Below are 17700 nucleotides of genomic sequence, written 5' to 3' on the forward strand. Positions count from 1 at the left end.
TGAACGGAGCGATAATCGATGATGCGCACGAGTCGAGCGGTCGTTGCCCTGACCGTATTACTCGCCCTGCTCGTGGGTGCGACGACGGCGAGCGCCCACGGAAACCACCTGAGCGCAGACAGCCAAGTGTCCGGCGACGGCTCGGTCATGGTCGAACGCCTGTTCGTCGACCAAGACGCCTACCTCGTGTTGCACGCAGACGACGGCGGCAATCCGGGCGAGGTCATCGGCCACAAAGCTGTCTCTCGCGGGTTTCACGCGCCCATCTCCGTGAACATGAGCGACGGATTCTGGCAATCGATGGACGGCAACGAAACCGTGTGGGCGGTGCTCCACGAGGACAACGGCGACGGCGAGTTCGACCCAGAGAGCGACGCTGAACTCCAGGCCTTCGGCGGGGCCGCAGCCACGCCACTCACGGTGCGAAAAGCCACTGGCTCCGTCTCCGTCGCCGCCGCCGGATTCAGTGTGAAAGAGACGCAAGAAAACGAAGTGACCATCCCGCAGGTCACGGCCGGCCAATCGAGCTTCCTCGTCCTCAAGACCAACACGAACGGGTCGCCCGGTGACATCGTTGGTCACGCCACTCTCACGCCGGGAACCCAAACCGACGTTCACGTCGCCATCAATGAAACCTACTTCGACGCCCAGCAAGCCCAGTTCCTCCTCTGGGCAACGGTGTACGAGGACAACGGTGACGGCGAGTTTGACCCCGCGACCGACACCCTCGTCACGGCCGGTGACGCCCCGGTCGCGTCGCTGTTTACCGTCGCAAAACCGCTCGGAGACAACTCGGGCGGCGTGGGCGTGAACACGCCAACTGAGACGGCCACCGAGACCACGGCGGCCTCCCAGCCATCGGAGACGACCACGACGACCGACACCAGCGGCTCTGGCTTTGGTGTACTGGCGGTGCTCGTCGCGCTCGCTGCGTTCGTCTGTGTCCAACTGGGCCGCCAAGTATGACACCGCGTCGCAATTTCGAGGACTGAACCAGAAACGTCTTTCTTACGCCCCTTATATACTCACAGCAATGAATCGGCGCACGTTTTTACGGGCCAGTGCCCTCACCGGCGCAGCCTCACTCGCTGGCTGTACCGGGCTGTTCGAGAGTCAATCGGTTCGTGAGCCGCCGCTCGCAGACTTCCGGCCGAACGCCGTCTATCTCCCGACCCACGCAGAGGGGATGGAAATGGCGGGGATGGGAACGGCCGGTGACTACCAGTTCGGCCTCATGTACAGCTACCCCCACCGATTCTGGAACATGAACGAACGTGCGACCCAAAAGACGAGCATCACCGCAGAGGACACCGTCCACCTGATGGCGACCGTCTGGGACCCGGACACCGGCGTCGTCCTCCCCGAAACCGGCCTTTCCGTGGAACTGGATGGTGAAGAGGAGGTTATCTATCCGATGCTCTCCCAGCAGATGGGCTTTCACTACGGCGACAACATGGGTCTCTCCGGCGATGGCACCTACACCGCGACCGTCTCGGTTGGCGGGCTGAACATCGAGCGAACCGGCGCGTTCGCAGAGAAGTTTGCAGACCCCGCCTCGGCGGACATCGAGTTCGAGTTTAGCCAGTCGAAACTCGAAGCCATTCCGTACCGCCTGCTCGAAGACGAGGCCGGGAACAGAGGCGCACTCGAACCCATGCAGATGGAGATGCTGCCAACCGCCACCGCCCCCGCAAAAGACGCCTTACCTGGTGAGTTCATCGGAGAAGCCACAAGCGGTGACGCCCGGTTCTACGCGACGCTCCTCTCCGGTGGCGACGTGCCAGCAGGCATCGACACTGAGAGCTATCTCGTACTCTCTGCACGAACGCCGTACAACCACATGGTGCTCCCGGCGATGGGACTCTCGGGGTCGCTCGCAAACAGTGGCGAGACAGTCACAGACCTCCAGTTCACCCGCACCCTAGACCCCGACCTGAACTACCACTACGGCACAGCAATCGACGCCGACGCGTCGTGGGACGAACTCGGCGTCACGGTGGACATCGTCCCACAGGTCGCGCGCCACGAGGGCTATGAGACGGCGTTCATCGACATGGAGCCGATGACGATTCAGCGTTCGTCGTAAGTGTAGGCGAACACGCGCCCGTCGCCGTACATCACGTAAATTTCTGCCGCGCCGTCACCGTCTGTGTCCGCGAGCGCCGGGTGGGTGAAAATCTGCACGTCGCGCTGGCTGGTTGCGAGCACGTCGCCCGTCTTCGGCTCAACGACCGAGACGATACCGTCGTTCGACACCGCGACGAGTTCGTCTGCGCCGTCGCCGTCTACGTCACCGAGTACTGGTGGCGGCATCATCTGCACCGACTCAGTGGTGAGCGTCGTCTTCCACTCGATGTCACCGGTGGCGGCGTCGATGCTCCGCAGCGTCCCGTCTTTGGCAGTCGCGTACACCTCGGCCTCGCCGTCGCCATCACCGTCGCCAAAGGCGTTCACGGCAGCAAAGCGACCGAAGTCGTGTTCCCACTCCACCGCGCCGTCTGCGCCATCGACCATGCCGACGGTGCCAGAAACCGTCGCCACGACGATTTCGTGTTGGGCATCGTCGTCTGCCTGTCCGGTGGTCATCCACGTGATGGAGCCATCGAACGGTTTGACCGTCCACTGTTCGGTGCCGTCTGCTTCGTAGAGGCGAATCTCGCCGCTCGACAGGCTGAGCGCGACTTCTGGCTGTCCGTCGCCGTCGAAGTCAGAGACGGCGGGCTGGCCCCACACGTACGTCGAGAGGTTGTCCGTCCAGAGGGCCGTCCCGTTCGGGCGAATCACGGCGACCGTCCCTTTGATGTCCACGACGACGATTTCAGCCGTTCCGTCACCGGTCACGTCCGCAACGACTGGCTGGGTGTAACCGTACGAACCGAGTTCGTAGCGCAGTTCCTCTTCGCCCGTCAGCGGGTCGAAGGCGATGACGGCCTGTTCGGTGGTCGCCGCGATGACCTCACGGATGCCGTCGCCGTCATAGTCTGCGAGCGCGGGGTCTGCCACCGAGTGAATCTCACAGCCGTCTTCAGGAATCTCGTGTGTCCAGCGCGTCTCGCCGGTGCTCCCGGAGAGGGCAAACAGCGCACAGCCCTCGGGGTCGGTGGGGCCACTCACCGGTGCGTACACCCACGGTTGGCCGTGGATTCGCCCCGCGGCTGGCGCGTGGTGGTTCGACTGAACCGAACGCCCGGTGTCAGAGACCCACTGCTCGGTGAGCGTGCCGCTCGGGTTCAACGCGTTCGTCGCGCCGAGGGCGGTGAGGCTCCCGAGCGTCACCACGAGCAGGGCAAGGGCGAGCGCCGTTCGGGGTCGCATACTGGAAGGTGGAGACTCAGAAGAGAAAAGCCCTTCTCGTTCGTGAGCGAACGAATTTTGAGCCGACAATCACACCGCCGTCTGCCATGTGAGCGCCTCCCGACCCCAACAGAAAATGAACACCCTTTTATTTACCCCCGAGAAAGCAAAGATTGCTTGCAAAGAACGGCATGCGTGGGTAGCCAAGCCAGGCCAACGGCGCAGCGTTGAGGGCGCTGTCCTGTAGAGGTCCGCCGGTTCAAATCCGGTCCCACGCACTGCTATGGCACGTTCATCCGTGCCTTCAGTGCGGGTGCTCGTCTCAGAGACAGCACCCACGCACAAACTTACTACGGAACCAATATCCAATAGCCGGTAGTCTCGACAGATCACATTCTGTAGAGGTCCGCCGGTGAGCAGTCGGCACGCCGACTGCGAACGTCGTGACGAGTGAGCAACGCGAACGAGTTACGGAAGTTCAAATCCGGTCCCACGCACTGCTACGGCACGTTCATCCGTGCCTTCAGTGCGGGTGCTCGTCTCAGAGACAGCACCCACGCACAAACTTACTGATGAACCCACTCCCAAAGAGTGGCAACTCGGTTTTTACAGAAAGCTACGAATCCAGAGCCACAGCAGTTTTTAAAACAGCTATAGAACCGCTCAGTTCCCGTTACAACCGGCTTCGAACACGTCTTTGTGCAGTTGGCTCGTCACCGTTTGCATCAGCGTTTCTAAGTTCACCGTGTCGGCGCGATTGTACTTGACGAGCGTGTCGAGCGAGCCGTCTTTCCCGCGTTCGTGTTCGCGCCAGAGACGGACGGCGTCTCGGCCCGTGATGTCGGGTTCGTCGCGGTCGATGCCGATGTCCTTCTCGATTTGTTTCAGGCCGCCCGAGAGGCCGAGCTTCTTGCAGGTGTACATCAGGTCGATGTGCGGGTGGTCGATGTCGATGTCGAACGAGCCTTCGAGGAAGGGGACGTCGAAGCGTTTGCCGTTGAACGAGGCAATTATTTTCGCCTCGGAGAAGATGTTGTCGAGCGCGTCGACGGTGAGGTTGTCGTCGCGGATGAGCGTCGTCGTCTCGCCGTCTTGGTGGAAGCTCACGGTCGTGACGACCGAGTTTTTGTGACTCAGGCCGGTCGTCTCGATGTCGAAAAAGCACACGTCAGAGGCGAAGTTTTCGTAGATGCGCCACTGTTCGCCGGAGGGGAAGATAGAATTGAAGTGGCGGGCGTCACCGGCTTCTAAGCGGTCGTAGCCTTCTTCGATGAACTGCTCGATGTTGTCTGCTTTTCGGTCTGAGACCGCCGCGCGGTCGAACTCGTCCCAGTGGGTGATACCCGACTGCCAGAGCTTGCGCTCGGTGCCAGCGCCAACCCCGGTGACGGGAATAAAACTGTTCTCGATACGCATGTCGAAAGAAGGGCTGGCCGGCGACGTAAAGCCGTTGTCTTCCCGGTCAGAACTCGCCGTCGAAGATGGTCTCCGTGATCGCCATCTCTGACACAACGTCGTCGGTGAGCAGGCGGTCTCTCGCGTCCGCGAGCGCCTCGTCACGGGTCTCCTCATCGCGTTCGTCGCCCGCGAGCGCGCTGTCTCGCAAATCAGCCGACACGTCGCTGAGGACGGCGGCCACGGTCGCGAGCTCATCGAGCAGCGAATCGAACGACCTCGGTCGGTCAAGTTGGGTGAGCTTCGTCGCCAACGTGTCGAGGTCGAGACCAACCGCATCGAAGTCCTCCTCTGCGTCGTCGTAGTTGTGCGCAAACAGCCGCGAGACGCCCTGGTCGTAGGCTTCGAGAATCGAATCGAACTCTCGGAGCAACCCCGCAAGTTCCTCGCTCACGAGCAGTTCTGCTTCGAACTGCGCGACTTTCCCCTCGTACTCGGCTCGCGAGAGCGTATCCGTCCCCGCTGTGCTCTGTGGGGTCGTCTCGTCGAGGAGGGTGTCGAGAAGCGTGGAGGCGGCGTTGCGTGCGTCGCGTTGCTGGTTGAGCCCCGCGGTGAACTCGAAGGAGTCGTCGGCGTAGAGGCCGCCGGTCGCCCGCACGGTTTGGTGGTATGCCGTGATAACGCGGTCTTGACACCGGGCGGCGTAGCGAACGAACTCGCCGACGTCACGAAGTTGGGCGCTTCGCTCCAGTTGGACGTCAGTCCCGAACTCGTCTGCGGTGTCGAGTCTGTCCCACGCCTCTCTCACCTTGTTTCCAATCGGCGTCCACTCGAAGTCGTCGGTCGCGGCGGTCACGCTCAGAATCGACGCACCGGTTCCGAAGTCACTGTAAAGGGTGACGGCCTCTGCCAGATTGAACTCGGCGCGGACAAGCGCCTCACGCGCTGTTTCGTTCTCCTGCGGTTCCGGTGTTTCCGTCTCGGTCTCCGTTTCTGTCTCGGTTTCAGTCGGCGTCTCCGTGGTTGGCTGCGCTGTCGTCGGCGTCGACGTCGTTTGGGTCGGTGTGGCTGTCGTGGTCGTAATATCGTCACCAGTCTGTGTGGTGGTCGAGGTTGGTTCCGGTTGGGTAGTTGAGCATCCGGCCGCGAGCAGAAGGCCGGACGTGACGAGGAAGTGACGGCGAGGAAGCGTCATCGCTAGTATAGGTGGTGCGACAGGAAGATGGTTATAACTGAGTTAATGGGGCGGATTCGCAGAAAGCATCGAGTAACGGCTATCCGTCCGCAGGGGCAAGACGGGCACATGGAAGTTCTCACCAGAGACCGCGTCCCGGCGCTTACGGGGCTGCTCACGGTCATTTCATTGGCGCTCGTCTTCGGTGCCGTGCTTGGAGCGATTCCCACGAGCATCCTTCCGCGTGCGCCCGACTGGGTGTACGAGTCAATCCCCCACCTCAACGCCGCCATCAGCTTCGTCGCCATCCTCACCATCATACAGGGCTGGCGCTGGATTCGACAGGGACAGGTGCTGAAACACCGCGCCGCCATGCTCACCGCCCTCGGACTGTTCGCCGTGTTCTTGAGTCTCTATCTCTACCGCATCTCGTTCGTGGGCACGACGAGTTTCATGGGGCCAGAGACGGTCAAGCTGTATCTCTACTACCCGTTTCTCGCCATCCATATGCTGTTCGCCATCGCCTGCATTCCGCTGCTCTACTACGTCGTGCTCACCGCGCTCACCCGCCCGATTCGAGAGATTCCGAAGTCGAGCCACAAGCGGATTGGCCGGATCGCGGCGGCGCTGTGGCTCGTCTCGTTCTCAATGGGCATTGGCGTCTACCTCCTGCTGTATATTATCTACTGAAAATCAGTCGTCTGCGAACACCGGCCGCGACACGTCTCTGTCCGTTTCCTCGCCGTTGATGTCGTAGGGGTACTCGCCCGTGACACAGCCGAGACAGAGGTCGAGGCGTTCTGTTTCTAACACGTCTGCAATCGCGTCGATGGAGAGATACGAGAGGCTGTCTGCGTTGATGACATCGCGGATATCTCCGACCGATTTATCAGACGCAATCAGCTCATCGCGGGTGGCCATGTTGATGCCCATGTAACACGGCGCGATGATGGCGGGTGCGCCGATGCGCATGTGGACTTCCTCCGCACCGGCGTCTTTGAGGAGTTGGACGAGCTGGTTCGACGTGGTTCCGCGAACAATCGAATCGTCGATGATAGTGACGGTTTTCCCCTCGATGGTGGACTTGATGGGATTCAGTTTGAGGCGCACCGCACGCTCGCGTTCGTCCTGTGTGGGCATGATGAACGTCCGCCCGACGTAGCGGTTTTTCATGAGGCCTTCTGCGAACTCGACGCCGTCGCCCGCGGCGTCCGCGTAGCCAGAGGCAAACGCACGCCCGGAGTCAGGAACGGGCATCACGACGTCCGTGTCGATACCGCTTTCCTCCCAGAGTTTGCGCCCGAGTTCGCGGCGTACTTCGTAGACGAGTTTGCCGTCGATAATCGAGTCCGGGCGGGCGAAGTAGACGTATTCGAAGAAACAGTGGGCCGTGTTGTCGTTCTCGACGAGTTGGTAGGAGTCGAAGTCAGAGCCGTCTTCTGCGAGGACGATGAGTTCGCCCGGTTTCACGTCGCGGACGAGTTCGCCGTCTAACGTGTCGATGGCTGCGCTCTCTGAGGCGAGGACGTAGCCATCGTCGAGTTTGCCGAGGACGAGCGGGCGGTTGCCCTGTGGGTCGCGGACGCCCATCACGGTGTCGTCGTGCATGATGGTGAGGGCGTACGAGCCGTGAATCCGGTTCATCGTCTTCTTGACGGCGCGCACGAGGTCGCCGTCTAAGAGGTTGCGCGCGAGGTCGTGGGCGATGACTTCCGTGTCGCCGTCTGAGGTGAAGGCGTGGCCGTGGGCTTCGAGTTCGGCGCGAATCTCGTCTGCGTTCACGAGGTTGCCGTTGTGTGCGAGGCCGAGCGAGCCACTTTTGAACGAAACGGAGAACGGTTGGGCACAACTCGAATCGACGCTTCCGGCCGTCGGATAGCGGACGTGGCCGATGCCGACCTGTCCGTGAAGGCTGTCTAAGTCATTGAGCGTGAACGCATCACCAACCAGCCCCATCTCGACGTGGCTGTACTGTTGGAAGCCGTCGTGGGTCACGATGCCCGCCGACTCCTGTCCGCGGTGCTGGAGGGCATATAGCGAGTAGTATAGCGGTCGCGCGGCGGGTCGGTCAGCCAGCGAGATGCCGACGACACCGCACTTTTCGGTCAAGCCGTATTGGAACTGTGGGGAATCCCGCCCATCTGCCATGGTCGTTGGTGTGGCGGCCAACCGTAAAAACCCCCGCCATTGTGTCGTAATCGCCTGAACTTCCCGCCCAAATATACACGTTCATGTATATGTTTGGGTGGAGAACCACCGCACCGTCGCTCAGCGTGTGATGAGAACACCACGCACGCGTGAGTAGACACTCGTGAGGTGGGGAGAGAGAAAATTTCACGCGACCGCAACCGCGGCCGCAGATTCATCGCGTCTATTCGCCGGCTTTCGACTGCCAGGCGTACTCACGGCGTTTGGCCGTTTTCCCGAAGCCACAGGACGCACAGACCTTCTTTCTGCTGTGATAGGACTTGTTCCCGCAGCGACGACACTTCACGTGCGTCGTCTTGTTCTTCTTACCCTGGCTTGGAGTACCTGCACCAGTCATGGAGTAATCGTGACGACGTTATCGCCGCGTATAATGGTTGTGTCTTCATCCGACTCAACCACGAGATTCATATGCTGGTCGTAGCCGGCGAGCTCGCCGGTGAACACCTCGCCATCTTTCAGGCGAACGGTGACTTCCTCCCCTAGCGACGCCTCGAGGACGTCGAGCGGTCGTCCACTCATACCCATACCGCCCTTCGTCGCGGTATTAAACGTACCGGCCTGTCCCTCAGAGCGACACCGAAAACTCACCGAAATCGGCGGCGTGGGCTGCAATCTCTCCCAGCAGGTCGGAAACGGCCACGAGGTCGTCGGTGTCGATGACCTCGACCGGCGTGTGCATGTACCGGTTTGGCAGCCCGATGTTGAGCGACGGAATGCCCCCACGCGTCGTGAAAAAGGCGTCTGCGTCGGTTCCGGTAAATGAGCCAGCAGCCTGTAACTGCACGTCGATGGAAGCAGCCGTCGCCGCCTGTCGAGCGAGCGAAACCACTCGTGGGTGGTTCGCAGACCCGCGGGCGATGACCGGTCCGTCCCCAAGCGAGATGTCCCCACCCTTGTTCGCGGGTGCGTCGGGGCTGTCGGTTGCGTGAGTCACGTCCACCGCGATGGCCACGTCCGGATTCAGGTCGTGGGCAATCATCTTCGCACCCTGAAGGCCAATCTCTTCCATCACCGTACTCACCGCGTAGACGGTAGCCTCTACCTCGGCTTCCGCTGCCTGCCGAAGGCCTTCTGCGGCGGCCCAGACGCCGATTCGGTTGTCCATCCCGCGGGCCGACAGTCGCGTTCCGTGGAGGTCGTTGACGGTGGAGGAAAACGTCACGGCATCCCCGATTTCGACGAGGTCCTCGGCGTCGGCTTTGTCGCTCGCGCCGATATCGACGTGCTGTTCTGTAATCTCGGAGATCTTGTCGTCGTCGCCGTCGCGCAGGTGAATCGCCGCCTGCCCCACGACACCTGAGATGGGGCCGTCTGCGGTGTGAATCGTGACGTGTTGCCCCCGAGAGACAGTCTTGTCCGCCCCGCCAATCTTATCGAGTCGGAGGAAGCCGTCGTCGTCGATGGTGCGGATGATGAAGCCAATCTCGTCTGCGTGGCCGGTGAACGCCAGTTCCGGGTCGCCGCCGTCGTAGACGGCGATTGCGTTGCCGTAGGCGTCGGTGTGAACGTCGTCTGCGAACTGAGAGACGTAGTCCACCCAGAGGCGCTGGACGGGGAGTTCGAAGCCAGACGGGCTCGGTGCTTCGAGGAGCGAATCGAGAAACGCTCGCTGGGACTCGTTCATGGCTAAATCTCGGTGTGAGAAACGTATCAATCCCCCGAACCAGGCCACAACCGATAAACAGTTGGTCAACCAATAGAACAGTATGGGAAACTTCACTCTCTTCGAGGTGCACCTGCACGGCGAGAACGGCGGCGGCTTCCAGTTTGGCCCGACGTTCTCGAAATCGAGCGACAAGGATGAATCTGCGGACACAGACGCATCGGAGAAGTCGCGTCGCTTTGGCCGGTTCCGCCGGTCGAAAAACGACGACGAAGACGCGACAGCCGAAACGGAAATCGACATCGAAGACGGCGACGAGGTGGACGAGGTCGGAGGGGAGAAAACCGCGAGTGGCAAAGGCGCGCTCATCGCAATTCTGTTCCTCGTCGGCGCAGTCATGCTCGTGAAGAAACTCCGCGGAGGCGGCGACGGCGAAGCCGAAGTCGACCTCGAGTAGGCACAACCCATTTTACCGGCGCTCTCTAAACAGAGTCGTGAACTTCTTTCGTAGCGTCAGAGCGGTCACCAGTGCGACCGGCGATGGCCCCATCGACTGGCAGGCCGTCGCGGAAGCCACGAAAGCCGCAACTGACCCCGGCGACCTGACGTTAGCCGACACAGAGCAAGCGGGCTACGCAGACGACGTCCGCGACGCCCGCAATCGGGTGCAAGAAGTGTCCGGCATCGACTTCGACGTGCCGCGCACCGTCGAGATTCAGCACCGCCACCACTGGGTGGACGCCAACATCACCACCTTCGAGCGCGTGATGGCTCCACTCGAAGACCAACAGCTCTCGATGATTCCCGGCGTCGCCCGCGTCGTCAACACCGGGACGATGGCCTTTGCCCTCTCCTTTCTCGCAAACAACGTCCTCGGGCAGTACGACCCACTCCTGCTCGCAGAGGAGTCGAAAGAGCAGATCGACCACGGTCTCTACTTCGTCCACCCGAACATCGTCCGCGTGGCCGACATGCTCGACGCGCCCTTCCCGCGCTTTCGGCGCTGGATTGCCTTCCACGAGGTGGCCCACGCCGCCGAGTTCGGGGCCGCGCCGTGGCTCTCTGACCACTTAGAAGCCCAGATGCGCGAAGGCATCGACGACCTCTCTGATGGAAACATCAATCGTGAGGCGTTTACCGAACTGAACACCGCGATGACCGCCGTCGAGGGCTACGCCGAACTCATCATGGACCACGCCTTCGACGATGAGTACGAAGACCTCCGGCGCAAACTCGACGAGCGCCGCAAAGGCGGCGGCCCAATCGCCCAACTCGTCCGCCGGATGCTCGGCATGGGCATGAAACGCCGCCAGTACGAACTCGGCAAGGAGTTCTTCGAGATGGTGGCCGCCGTCCGCGACATCGAAACCGCCGCCCTCGTCTGGGAACAGCCAGAAAACCTCCCGACGAAAGACGAGTTAGCGAATCCCGCACGCTGGATTGCGCGGGTCGCCTGAACCACGGTTCTCATTTTTGTAGTGGTTCCACAACTAGTGTTAAATAATCAACTTGTGAACAGCCGAATATGCCCACTGCCCTCCAGTCGCTCTTCCTCGGGACGAACAACATCGACCGCCTCTATGGACTGCTCATCGTCGCTGGGCTGTTCGCCGTCACACTCGCCTGCTACGCTGTCGGCGTGTTCTACGTCAGCGGTGGCCTCGTTTTTATCCCATTCTACGCTGCAATCGTCGGCATGGTTGGCGCGCTGTGGGTTGGCTACCGCCAGCACGGCTTGCTCTTCGCGTGGGCGGTGACGTACGCCGCACTCCTCGGCTATATGGCCTACTCGTCGTTCTTCGGTCTCTGGGGCCGACCGCTCGCATATCGAATCAGTTCTTTTCTCGCATCGGATGGGCTCGGGTTCTTCGGCGTCCAGGCACTCATCCTCGGAGCTATCGCCTTCAGTGCTGGACACGTCGCACAGGTTGGTCTCAAAGCCGTGAAACGACACGCAGCGACCACAAAATAGATTGCAGGTGGGTTACTCGGAGACCGACTCGAAGACGGGGGACGGCTGGCCTTCGTGTTCGAACACGTCAGAGAGCGTCACGGTGTCGCCGATCTCGACGCCATCGTTCACGCGGCCAACGGTTTTGGCCTCGCCGAGTTGGACGACGGCGAGTTTGAAGCCCGCGTCGAAACCGAGAGGCGAGACGGCGATGGTCGTCTCAGAGTAGACCTCGCCCGTGGTTTCGAGTTCGATGGTCGCAATGTCGCGGCTGCCACAACGCACGCACGCGGCTTTCGGTGCGGCGGTCTGGTGGCCGCAGTCGGCACACTCCTGGCCGAGCAGCGTGCCGTTTTTGAGCGATTCACTCCAGCTTTCGTAGGTCAGGGATTCCGGGAGTTCTATTTGACTCATGCGCGCACCTCCAAGACCGAGACGAGCGTGGTACCGGCGTCGCCACCGAGGTTGTGGGCGATGCCCGTTTCCACGTCCGCAATCTGTCGGTCGCCCGCGTCGCCGCGGAGCTGTTCGACGAGTTCGACGAGCTGTGCGGTGCCGGTCGCGCCAATCGGGTGGCCCTTCGCTTTGAGGCCACCGCTTGGGTTGATTGGCATGTCGCCGTCGATGTAGGTTCGGCCTTCGGCGGCGGCGGGGCCGCCCTCACCGTCTTCGAACAGGCCGAGTGCTTCCGAAGCCATCACTTCCGCGCCGGTAAAGCAGTCGTGAACTTCCGCGAAGTCCACGTCGGCTGCCGTGATGTCCGCCTGCTCGTACGCCTGTTCAGCAGCGCGACGGGCCGACATCGTCGATGGGAAGTCTGGTTTGTCAGAGAGCGGGATGATATCCGTGCCGTGGCCCACGCCAGTCACGTCCACGGGAGCGTCGAACTCGTCTGCGATGTCGTCGGAGACTACGATGACCGCGCTCGCGCCGTCCGAGAAGGGACAGCAGTCCATGAGGTGGAACGGGTCTGCGATAATAGGCGAGTCGAGCACGTCCGAAACGTCGATATCGCGGCCGAAGTGCGCCCGTGGGTTGTGCGCGCCGTGGGCGTGATTTTTCACCGCGACGGCGGCGAGTTGCTCCGGCGTCGTGCCGTACTCGAACATGTGTCGCTTCGTGAGCAGCGCGAACACGCCGGGGAAGGTGAGGCCCGTCGGCTGTTCGTACTGGCGGTGACTGGCGGAGGCGAAGATGCGCGTCATCTCGCCGGTTCCAAGCCCGGTTTCCGGCGTGCAGCGCTCGACCCCGCCGACGATGACCACGTCGTGGAGGCCCGACTCCACGTCTTGGACGGCGTGTTTGAACGCGTTCGAAGAGGTTGCACACGCGTCCTCGAAGCGCTGACACGGCACGCCCGCGATGCCGATGTGCGAGGCGAGTGTCGGCGCGAGGTGGGTGTCGTTTTCGGTCTGCCCACCCATCGCGTTGCCGAGATAGAAAGCGTCGATATCACCGGCTTCGACACCGGCATCATCCATTGCGGGGAGGGCTGCTTCAGCGAAAAGCTCTGGTAACGTTGCTTCGTGGACGCCGAACTTCGTCATGCCGGCTCCCACGATACTTGCTCGTGCCATCTGTTCTCATCGAACTTCTCATTTTCACGGTTATCAATCGTGTGATTCCGTCATGCCTGTCCGATTTATGGTCGCCGTCGGGCGTCACCCGCGATATCGCCCGTTCCCGGAAACACCAGCCAGACAAGCAACACGCCAAGCGCCGACCCGGCGAGGAACGCCACCCCAAATTCGAACAGAGACGGGGAGGACGGAAGCGTGATGAGCCCGGCAGAGGCACCGACGAGCACCACGAAGCCGATTTTCAGCCGTAGCGTCGCTGCGGTTCGTTCTTCACTCGATAAGGGGCCGACCATCACCGGCCACCCGTACACAGCATCATAGCCTGACTCATGAGTGCTCGAACCTTAATGTACGTGAAAACGCTAAGAAGGCGGTCACATGAACCCACGACCAACTTCATCATCCTCGATGAGGTCGTCGAGTTCGGCGTCGAGCAGTTTCTCCGCCTCCTCGAACGTTGACGAAAGCTCACTAAGCTTCGAAGACCGCTCAGTACTGTCGAATTCAAGCGGGCCGAACGCTGGGCTTTCGAGTGCGCCCATCACGTCTTCAAAGAGGGCATTCGGCGTTGTCGGGGCATCCGCATGCGCTTTCAGAATCTCGGTGAGTTCCTTGCCCGTGCGTTCTGCCTTCGATTTCTCGATTGGAGACTGGATGCCAAAACGTCCGCCCACCTTTTCGTTCGGGAAGAAGGGTTCGATATCGTCGTCAATCCGCCGGGCGACGCGCGTGCCGACGCCCTTCACCTCGAAAGGATTTTTCGCGTAGGTCTTGAGTTGGAAGACGCCTGCTTTCGGATGGCCGAGGTAGAGGTCTTCGCCGAGGCCACGGTTGCGTTTGCCCGCGACCGCTCGCCAGTCGCCTGCGTCCGCACCGCTTTCGACGACGTCTTCGAGGATGTCTTGCCAGTTCCGGACGCGCATATCGAGTCTTAGCGACGGGGTGAGAATGAATGTATCGCCCATCGGAACGGAGGGGGAGCCACGACGGGCAGGATTTTTCACCGCGCGTCACGGAGGACAGACGTGCATCTACGGGGTCCCGTCGTCTCAGTCGGCGAAAAACGGTCAGTCAACACGAAATACGGGGAGAGCGACCTCGCAGAGGTCACCCTCCGCCCCGAAAACGGGCAGGCAGACCCCGTGAAACTCACCCTCTGGGGGAAGTGGGCTGAAACGGCCGACTACCTCAGACCGGGGATGGAACTCGTCGTGAAGGACGCAGACGAACGCGAGTATCAGGGTGAAACCCAATTTTCGACCACCGGAGACACCATGGTCGTGGTCGAACCGTCTTTCCTCGTGAACGTGACCGACATCCGCTCGTGGGTGCAGTGCCCGCGGATGTACTACCTCAACAAAATCACGGGCATCCCGCTCAACTACCCCGTCATTAAAGGGACCATCGTCCACGAGGTGTTCGGCGACCTCCTGCGCGGAGGCGACTTAGAAGAAGCCGTCGCAGATCGCGTCGAAGAGGCGGGCTTAGACCTCGGCCTGCTCGAAAAAGACACGGAAGAAGTCCGCGAAGACGTGAAAGCAAACGCCCGTGCCATCGAGGGCTGGCTCGCCCAAGGCACCCTCGGCACCGAAGACGACTGGCGAAGCGAGCAGACGCTCATCAGCCAGACCTACGGCATCAAGGGCCGGGCCGACGCGCTGCGCCGCGGCATGCCAGTCGAACTGAAAACTGGCAAGAACACGAATCGCGAACCGCGCTTTCACGACAAGGTGCAGGTCGCGTGTTACTCACTCCTGCTCTCAGACCGCGGCGAGATGCCCGATACGGGAACCTTACTCTATACGAAAAACGCGGCACTCGACCGTGCCGAGGCAACAGGCGACCTCTCGCCCGCGAAAGAGTTCTCGATGGGCAAGGGCTTTCTCGCGTTCGTCCTCAGAAAACGCAACGAAATCGCCGCGATGGAGTTCGACATGTCCGTGCCGACGGGTGAGGAGGCGAACGCGAAATGCGAGTACTGCTTCGAGCGCGACAGCTGCATGGTCATCGCGGGCCGCCTCGGCCAGCACTCGAAAGCCGGAACGATTGGCGCACCCGTCCCCGACGAGGAACGCGCCTACTTCGAGCAGTTTTACCGACTCGTCGAACACGAACGCCGGGCCGTCCACACGGAGTACGCAAAACTCTGGGAACAGACCGCAGAAGAGCGCGCTGACGCAGACCTCGCGCTCATCGACTTAGAACCAACCGGCCAACAGCAACTCGAAGACGGTCGCTGGGAGAATTATGCGACCTGCGACGACCCCGTCTCGAAACTCAGAGAAGGAGACTTCGTCCTTGCAAGCGACGGCAATCCAGTGCAGGGCCACGCCGAACTCGGTCGCATCCAGAAACTCGGCACCGAGATTACCGTCGTCACCGACGAACCACTCGAACTCAGGAGACTCGACGTGTATCCCTCTGAACTCTCGGCAGACCGGATGCTCGTCGCGCTCCACGACGCCATCTTGACGGGCGAGGAACGGCGCAAGGATATTCTCTTTGGCCGCCGTGAACCCGCCTTCCACGACGAGCAGGTCACGTACATCGACAACAACGAGTCGCAGAATGCGGCGGTGAACCTCGCTGTAACCGCAGAGGACTGTGCGCTCGTCCACGGCCCGCCTGGCACTGGAAAGACGTACACCATCGCCCGCATCATCCGTGCCCTTGTGGAGCGTGGCGACCGCGTGCTGCTCTCCGCGTTCACGAATCGTGCGGTGGACAACGCACTCGAAGCCCTCCGCGACCAGGGCTTCGAGGATTTCGTCCGCGTTGGCTCAGAGAACGGCGTCCGCCACGACATGCAGGACAAACGCTTGGAGACGCGCGGTGAGCCAGCGGTGCAAGCCGCGAAAATCACCGACGCATCCGTCGTCGCGGCCACAACCGCGGCCTGTGGCTCCCGCGTCATGCGCGAACAAGCGTTCGACGTGGCGCTCGTAGACGAGGCCGCCCAGCTCACCGAACCGGGCACGCTCGCGGCCATCAACTTGGCAGAGAGATTCGTCCTCGTTGGCGACCACGAACAGTTGCCGCCGGTCGTCCAGTCAGAACCGGAAGAAGAGGACGGCGACCTTTCGCTGTCGCTGTTTGAGCGCCTCCACGACCAGTTCCCCGAGGCGTCGGTCATGCTTGACCGCCAATACCGCATGGCACAGAAGATTCAGGCGTTTTCCTCCCGGGAGTTCTACGACGGCAAACTCCGCCCGGCCACGCCCGCGGTGGCCGCCCAGCGCATCGACCAGTTGTCGGACGTGGATGCGAGCAAGCTGCCCGAGCACCTCACCGACACCGTCTCGTTCGTTGACCCGGACGGAACCGCGCGCGGGAACACGAACCCGGACGAAGCGCAAGCGGTCGCAGACGTGGTCGCGGCCTACGCGGACGCAGGCGTCCCTCACGAAGCCATCGGCGTCATCGCACCGTACCGGGCGCAGGTGGCAGAGATTTCGAGAACCGTCCCTGAAACCGTCGCCGTGGACACCGTAGACCGCTTTCAGGGGTCGAGCAAGGAGGTCATTATCGTCTCCTTCGTCACCACGGAAACGCTCGACAGTCCCATCTTTAAAGACCACCGCCGCGTGAACGTGGCGCTCACGCGGGCAAAGAAGGCGCTCGTACTCGTCGGGGATGCAGACGCCCTCTCGACGATGGACCTGTACGCGCGGATGGTCGAGTGGGCGCGGTAGCGAGGAAAACTCCTTTTCCGCAGGCGGGCGTTTGCTTCGGTATGCGACTCACGTTTCTCGGAACTGGAAGCGCGATGCCCACCGGCGAGCGCGGCCAGACCGGTATCCTGCTCGAATCGGACGGCGAGCGACTGCTCGTCGATTGTGGGAGCGGCGTCCTCCACGCACTTACGCGCACCGACGTGGGCTACGAAGGCGTGGATACCATCCTCCTGACCCACCACCATTTAGACCACGTCGCAGACCTTTTGCCGTTGCTCAAAGCCCGCTGGTTGGCCGGTGAAGAAACGCTCACGGTCGTCGGACCCCGCGGCACCGCAGACCTCGTTACCGACCTCCTCGACGTGCACGACTATCTCAAGGGCAGGGTTGACCTCGATTTGAAAGAGGTTGGCCCGAGCAAGTCGTTCACACTGAAAGGGTTCGACATCGCCGCGATGGAGACCATCCACTCGATGTACTGTCTCGCCTATCGGTTCACACCAGTCGGAACAGACGGCCCCGTGTTCACCTTCTCGGGCGATTCGGAGGCGTTCCGCGAGTTGGCCGAGTTCGCAGAAGGCTCGGCCGTCCTCGCTCACGACTGCTCGTTCCCCGACGAAATCGACGTGTCGAACCACCCGACACCGAGCCAACTGGGAGAGGCACTCTCCGGGCTCGACATTGGGCGCGTGTATCTGACGCATCTGTACCCGCACACGAACAACAAACACCGCGAGATGCTCGACTCGATTGGCAAGCACTACGAAGGCGACGTACGGTTCGCAGAAGACGGCCTCTCGCTCGGTATTGACGAAGAATGA

19 protein-coding genes and 1 tRNA gene are annotated in these 17700 nt (G+C 61.6%); 9 read left to right on the forward strand and 11 right to left on the reverse strand.

The window, feature by feature from the left end; all coding sequences use genetic code 11:
- Positions 1-18: 18 nt before the first annotated feature.
- Together V5N12_RS12850 and V5N12_RS12855 are read left to right on the forward strand one after the other, a co-directional pair.
- A complete protein-coding gene (locus V5N12_RS12850; protein ID WP_332899564.1) occupies positions 19-966 on the forward strand; it encodes a DUF7282 domain-containing protein in 948 nt (315 codons plus the stop codon).
- Positions 967-1033: 67 nt separating this feature from the next.
- The gene (locus V5N12_RS12855; protein ID WP_332899565.1) at positions 1034-2086 is read left to right on the forward strand and encodes a twin-arginine translocation signal domain-containing protein; all 1053 of its coding nucleotides are present in this window, start codon (positions 1034-1036) and stop codon (positions 2084-2086) included.
- Here V5N12_RS12855 and V5N12_RS12860 read toward each other — a convergent pair.
- Entirely contained in the window at positions 2071-3315 is a 1245-nt protein-coding gene (locus tag V5N12_RS12860) for an FG-GAP-like repeat-containing protein (protein WP_332899566.1), read from the reverse strand. The two genes, V5N12_RS12855 and V5N12_RS12860, sit on opposite strands and share 16 nt — an antisense overlap.
- A gap of 172 nt (positions 3316-3487) precedes the next feature.
- Here V5N12_RS12860 and V5N12_RS12865 point away from each other — a divergent pair.
- Positions 3488-3572 (forward strand) — tRNA-Leu (locus tag V5N12_RS12865).
- Between the two features lie 385 nt (positions 3573-3957).
- Here the strand turns inward: V5N12_RS12865 and V5N12_RS12870 are convergent.
- Both V5N12_RS12870 and V5N12_RS12875 read right to left on the reverse strand, forming a co-directional pair.
- Positions 3958-4710: a ribonuclease H-like domain-containing protein gene (locus V5N12_RS12870; RefSeq protein WP_332899567.1), complete on the reverse strand. Its 753-nt coding sequence runs from the start codon at positions 4708-4710 to the stop codon at positions 3958-3960.
- Positions 4711-4756: 46 nt separating this feature from the next.
- Positions 4757-5884 (reverse strand): hypothetical protein, encoded by a 1128-nt coding sequence (locus tag V5N12_RS12875; RefSeq protein WP_332899568.1) that lies wholly within the window; start codon positions 5882-5884, stop codon positions 4757-4759.
- A 108-nt stretch (positions 5885-5992) separates the two neighbouring features.
- Between V5N12_RS12875 and V5N12_RS12880 the strand changes: the two genes are divergently transcribed.
- A complete protein-coding gene (locus tag V5N12_RS12880) occupies positions 5993-6553 on the forward strand; it encodes a DUF420 domain-containing protein (protein ID WP_332899569.1) in 561 nt (186 codons plus the stop codon).
- 3 nt (positions 6554-6556) lie between these two features.
- Here V5N12_RS12880 and purF read toward each other — a convergent pair whose 3' ends face one another.
- The 4 genes from purF to V5N12_RS12900 all read right to left on the reverse strand — a co-directional run bounded on the left by purF (position 6557) and on the right by V5N12_RS12900 (position 9695).
- Positions 6557-8011 carry an amidophosphoribosyltransferase gene (gene purF / locus V5N12_RS12885; RefSeq protein ID WP_442904945.1) on the reverse strand — a complete coding sequence of 485 codons (1455 nt, stop codon included), beginning with the start codon at positions 8009-8011 and terminating at the stop codon, positions 6557-6559.
- A 223-nt stretch (positions 8012-8234) separates the two neighbouring features.
- Positions 8235-8408, reverse strand: coding sequence for a 50S ribosomal protein L37e (locus tag V5N12_RS12890; RefSeq protein ID WP_332899570.1), 174 nt, complete (start codon positions 8406-8408; stop codon positions 8235-8237).
- Positions 8405-8590 (reverse strand): LSM domain-containing protein, encoded by a 186-nt coding sequence (locus V5N12_RS12895; protein ID WP_276246897.1) that lies wholly within the window; start codon positions 8588-8590, stop codon positions 8405-8407. Before V5N12_RS12895 ends, V5N12_RS12890 begins: the two co-directional genes overlap by 4 nt.
- Positions 8591-8636: 46 nt before the next feature.
- Complete coding sequence (locus V5N12_RS12900) at positions 8637-9695, reverse strand: M20/M25/M40 family metallo-hydrolase (RefSeq protein ID WP_332899571.1); 1059 nt, start codon at positions 9693-9695, stop codon at positions 8637-8639.
- Positions 9696-9777: 82 nt separating this feature from the next.
- Here V5N12_RS12900 and V5N12_RS12905 point away from each other — a divergent pair, with 82 nt between their 5' ends.
- The 3 genes from V5N12_RS12905 (at position 9778) to V5N12_RS12915 (ending at position 11646) form a co-directional block, all read left to right on the forward strand.
- Positions 9778-10131, forward strand: a complete 354-nt coding sequence (locus V5N12_RS12905) for a hypothetical protein (RefSeq protein ID WP_332899572.1) — start codon at positions 9778-9780, stop codon at positions 10129-10131.
- 37 nt (positions 10132-10168) lie between these two features.
- Positions 10169-11131 carry a zinc-dependent metalloprotease gene (locus tag V5N12_RS12910; protein ID WP_332899573.1) on the forward strand — a complete coding sequence of 321 codons (963 nt, stop codon included), beginning with the start codon at positions 10169-10171 and terminating at the stop codon, positions 11129-11131.
- Positions 11132-11199: 68 nt separating this feature from the next.
- The gene (locus tag V5N12_RS12915) at positions 11200-11646 is read left to right on the forward strand and encodes a hypothetical protein (protein WP_332899574.1); all 447 of its coding nucleotides are present in this window, start codon (positions 11200-11202) and stop codon (positions 11644-11646) included.
- Positions 11647-11658: 12 nt separating this feature from the next.
- Here the strand turns inward: V5N12_RS12915 and V5N12_RS12920 are convergent, their stop codons facing one another.
- The 4 genes from V5N12_RS12920 to V5N12_RS12935 form a co-directional block, all read right to left on the reverse strand.
- Entirely contained in the window at positions 11659-12039 is a 381-nt protein-coding gene (locus V5N12_RS12920; protein ID WP_332899575.1) for a Zn-ribbon domain-containing OB-fold protein, read from the reverse strand.
- Positions 12036-13202 carry a thiolase domain-containing protein gene (locus V5N12_RS12925; protein ID WP_332899576.1) on the reverse strand — a complete coding sequence of 389 codons (1167 nt, stop codon included), beginning with the start codon at positions 13200-13202 and terminating at the stop codon, positions 12036-12038. Before V5N12_RS12925 ends, V5N12_RS12920 begins: the two co-directional genes overlap by 4 nt.
- Before the next feature lie 65 nt (positions 13203-13267).
- Positions 13268-13498 (reverse strand): hypothetical protein, encoded by a 231-nt coding sequence (locus tag V5N12_RS12930; protein ID WP_332899577.1) that lies wholly within the window; start codon positions 13496-13498, stop codon positions 13268-13270.
- Positions 13499-13579: 81 nt separating this feature from the next.
- Positions 13580-14128: a hypothetical protein gene (locus tag V5N12_RS12935; protein WP_332899578.1), complete on the reverse strand. Its 549-nt coding sequence runs from the start codon at positions 14126-14128 to the stop codon at positions 13580-13582.
- Between the two features lie 102 nt (positions 14129-14230).
- Between V5N12_RS12935 and V5N12_RS12940 the strand changes: the two genes are divergently transcribed.
- Positions 14231-16897, forward strand: coding sequence for an AAA domain-containing protein (locus V5N12_RS12940; RefSeq protein WP_332899579.1), 2667 nt, complete (start codon positions 14231-14233; stop codon positions 16895-16897).
- Between the two features lie 41 nt (positions 16898-16938).
- A complete protein-coding gene (locus V5N12_RS12945) occupies positions 16939-17700 on the forward strand; it encodes an MBL fold metallo-hydrolase (protein ID WP_332899580.1) in 762 nt (253 codons plus the stop codon).

This window comes from Haladaptatus sp. CMSO5 (genome assembly GCF_036689885.1).
Lineage (GTDB): Archaea > Halobacteriota > Halobacteria > Halobacteriales > Halococcaceae > QDMS2.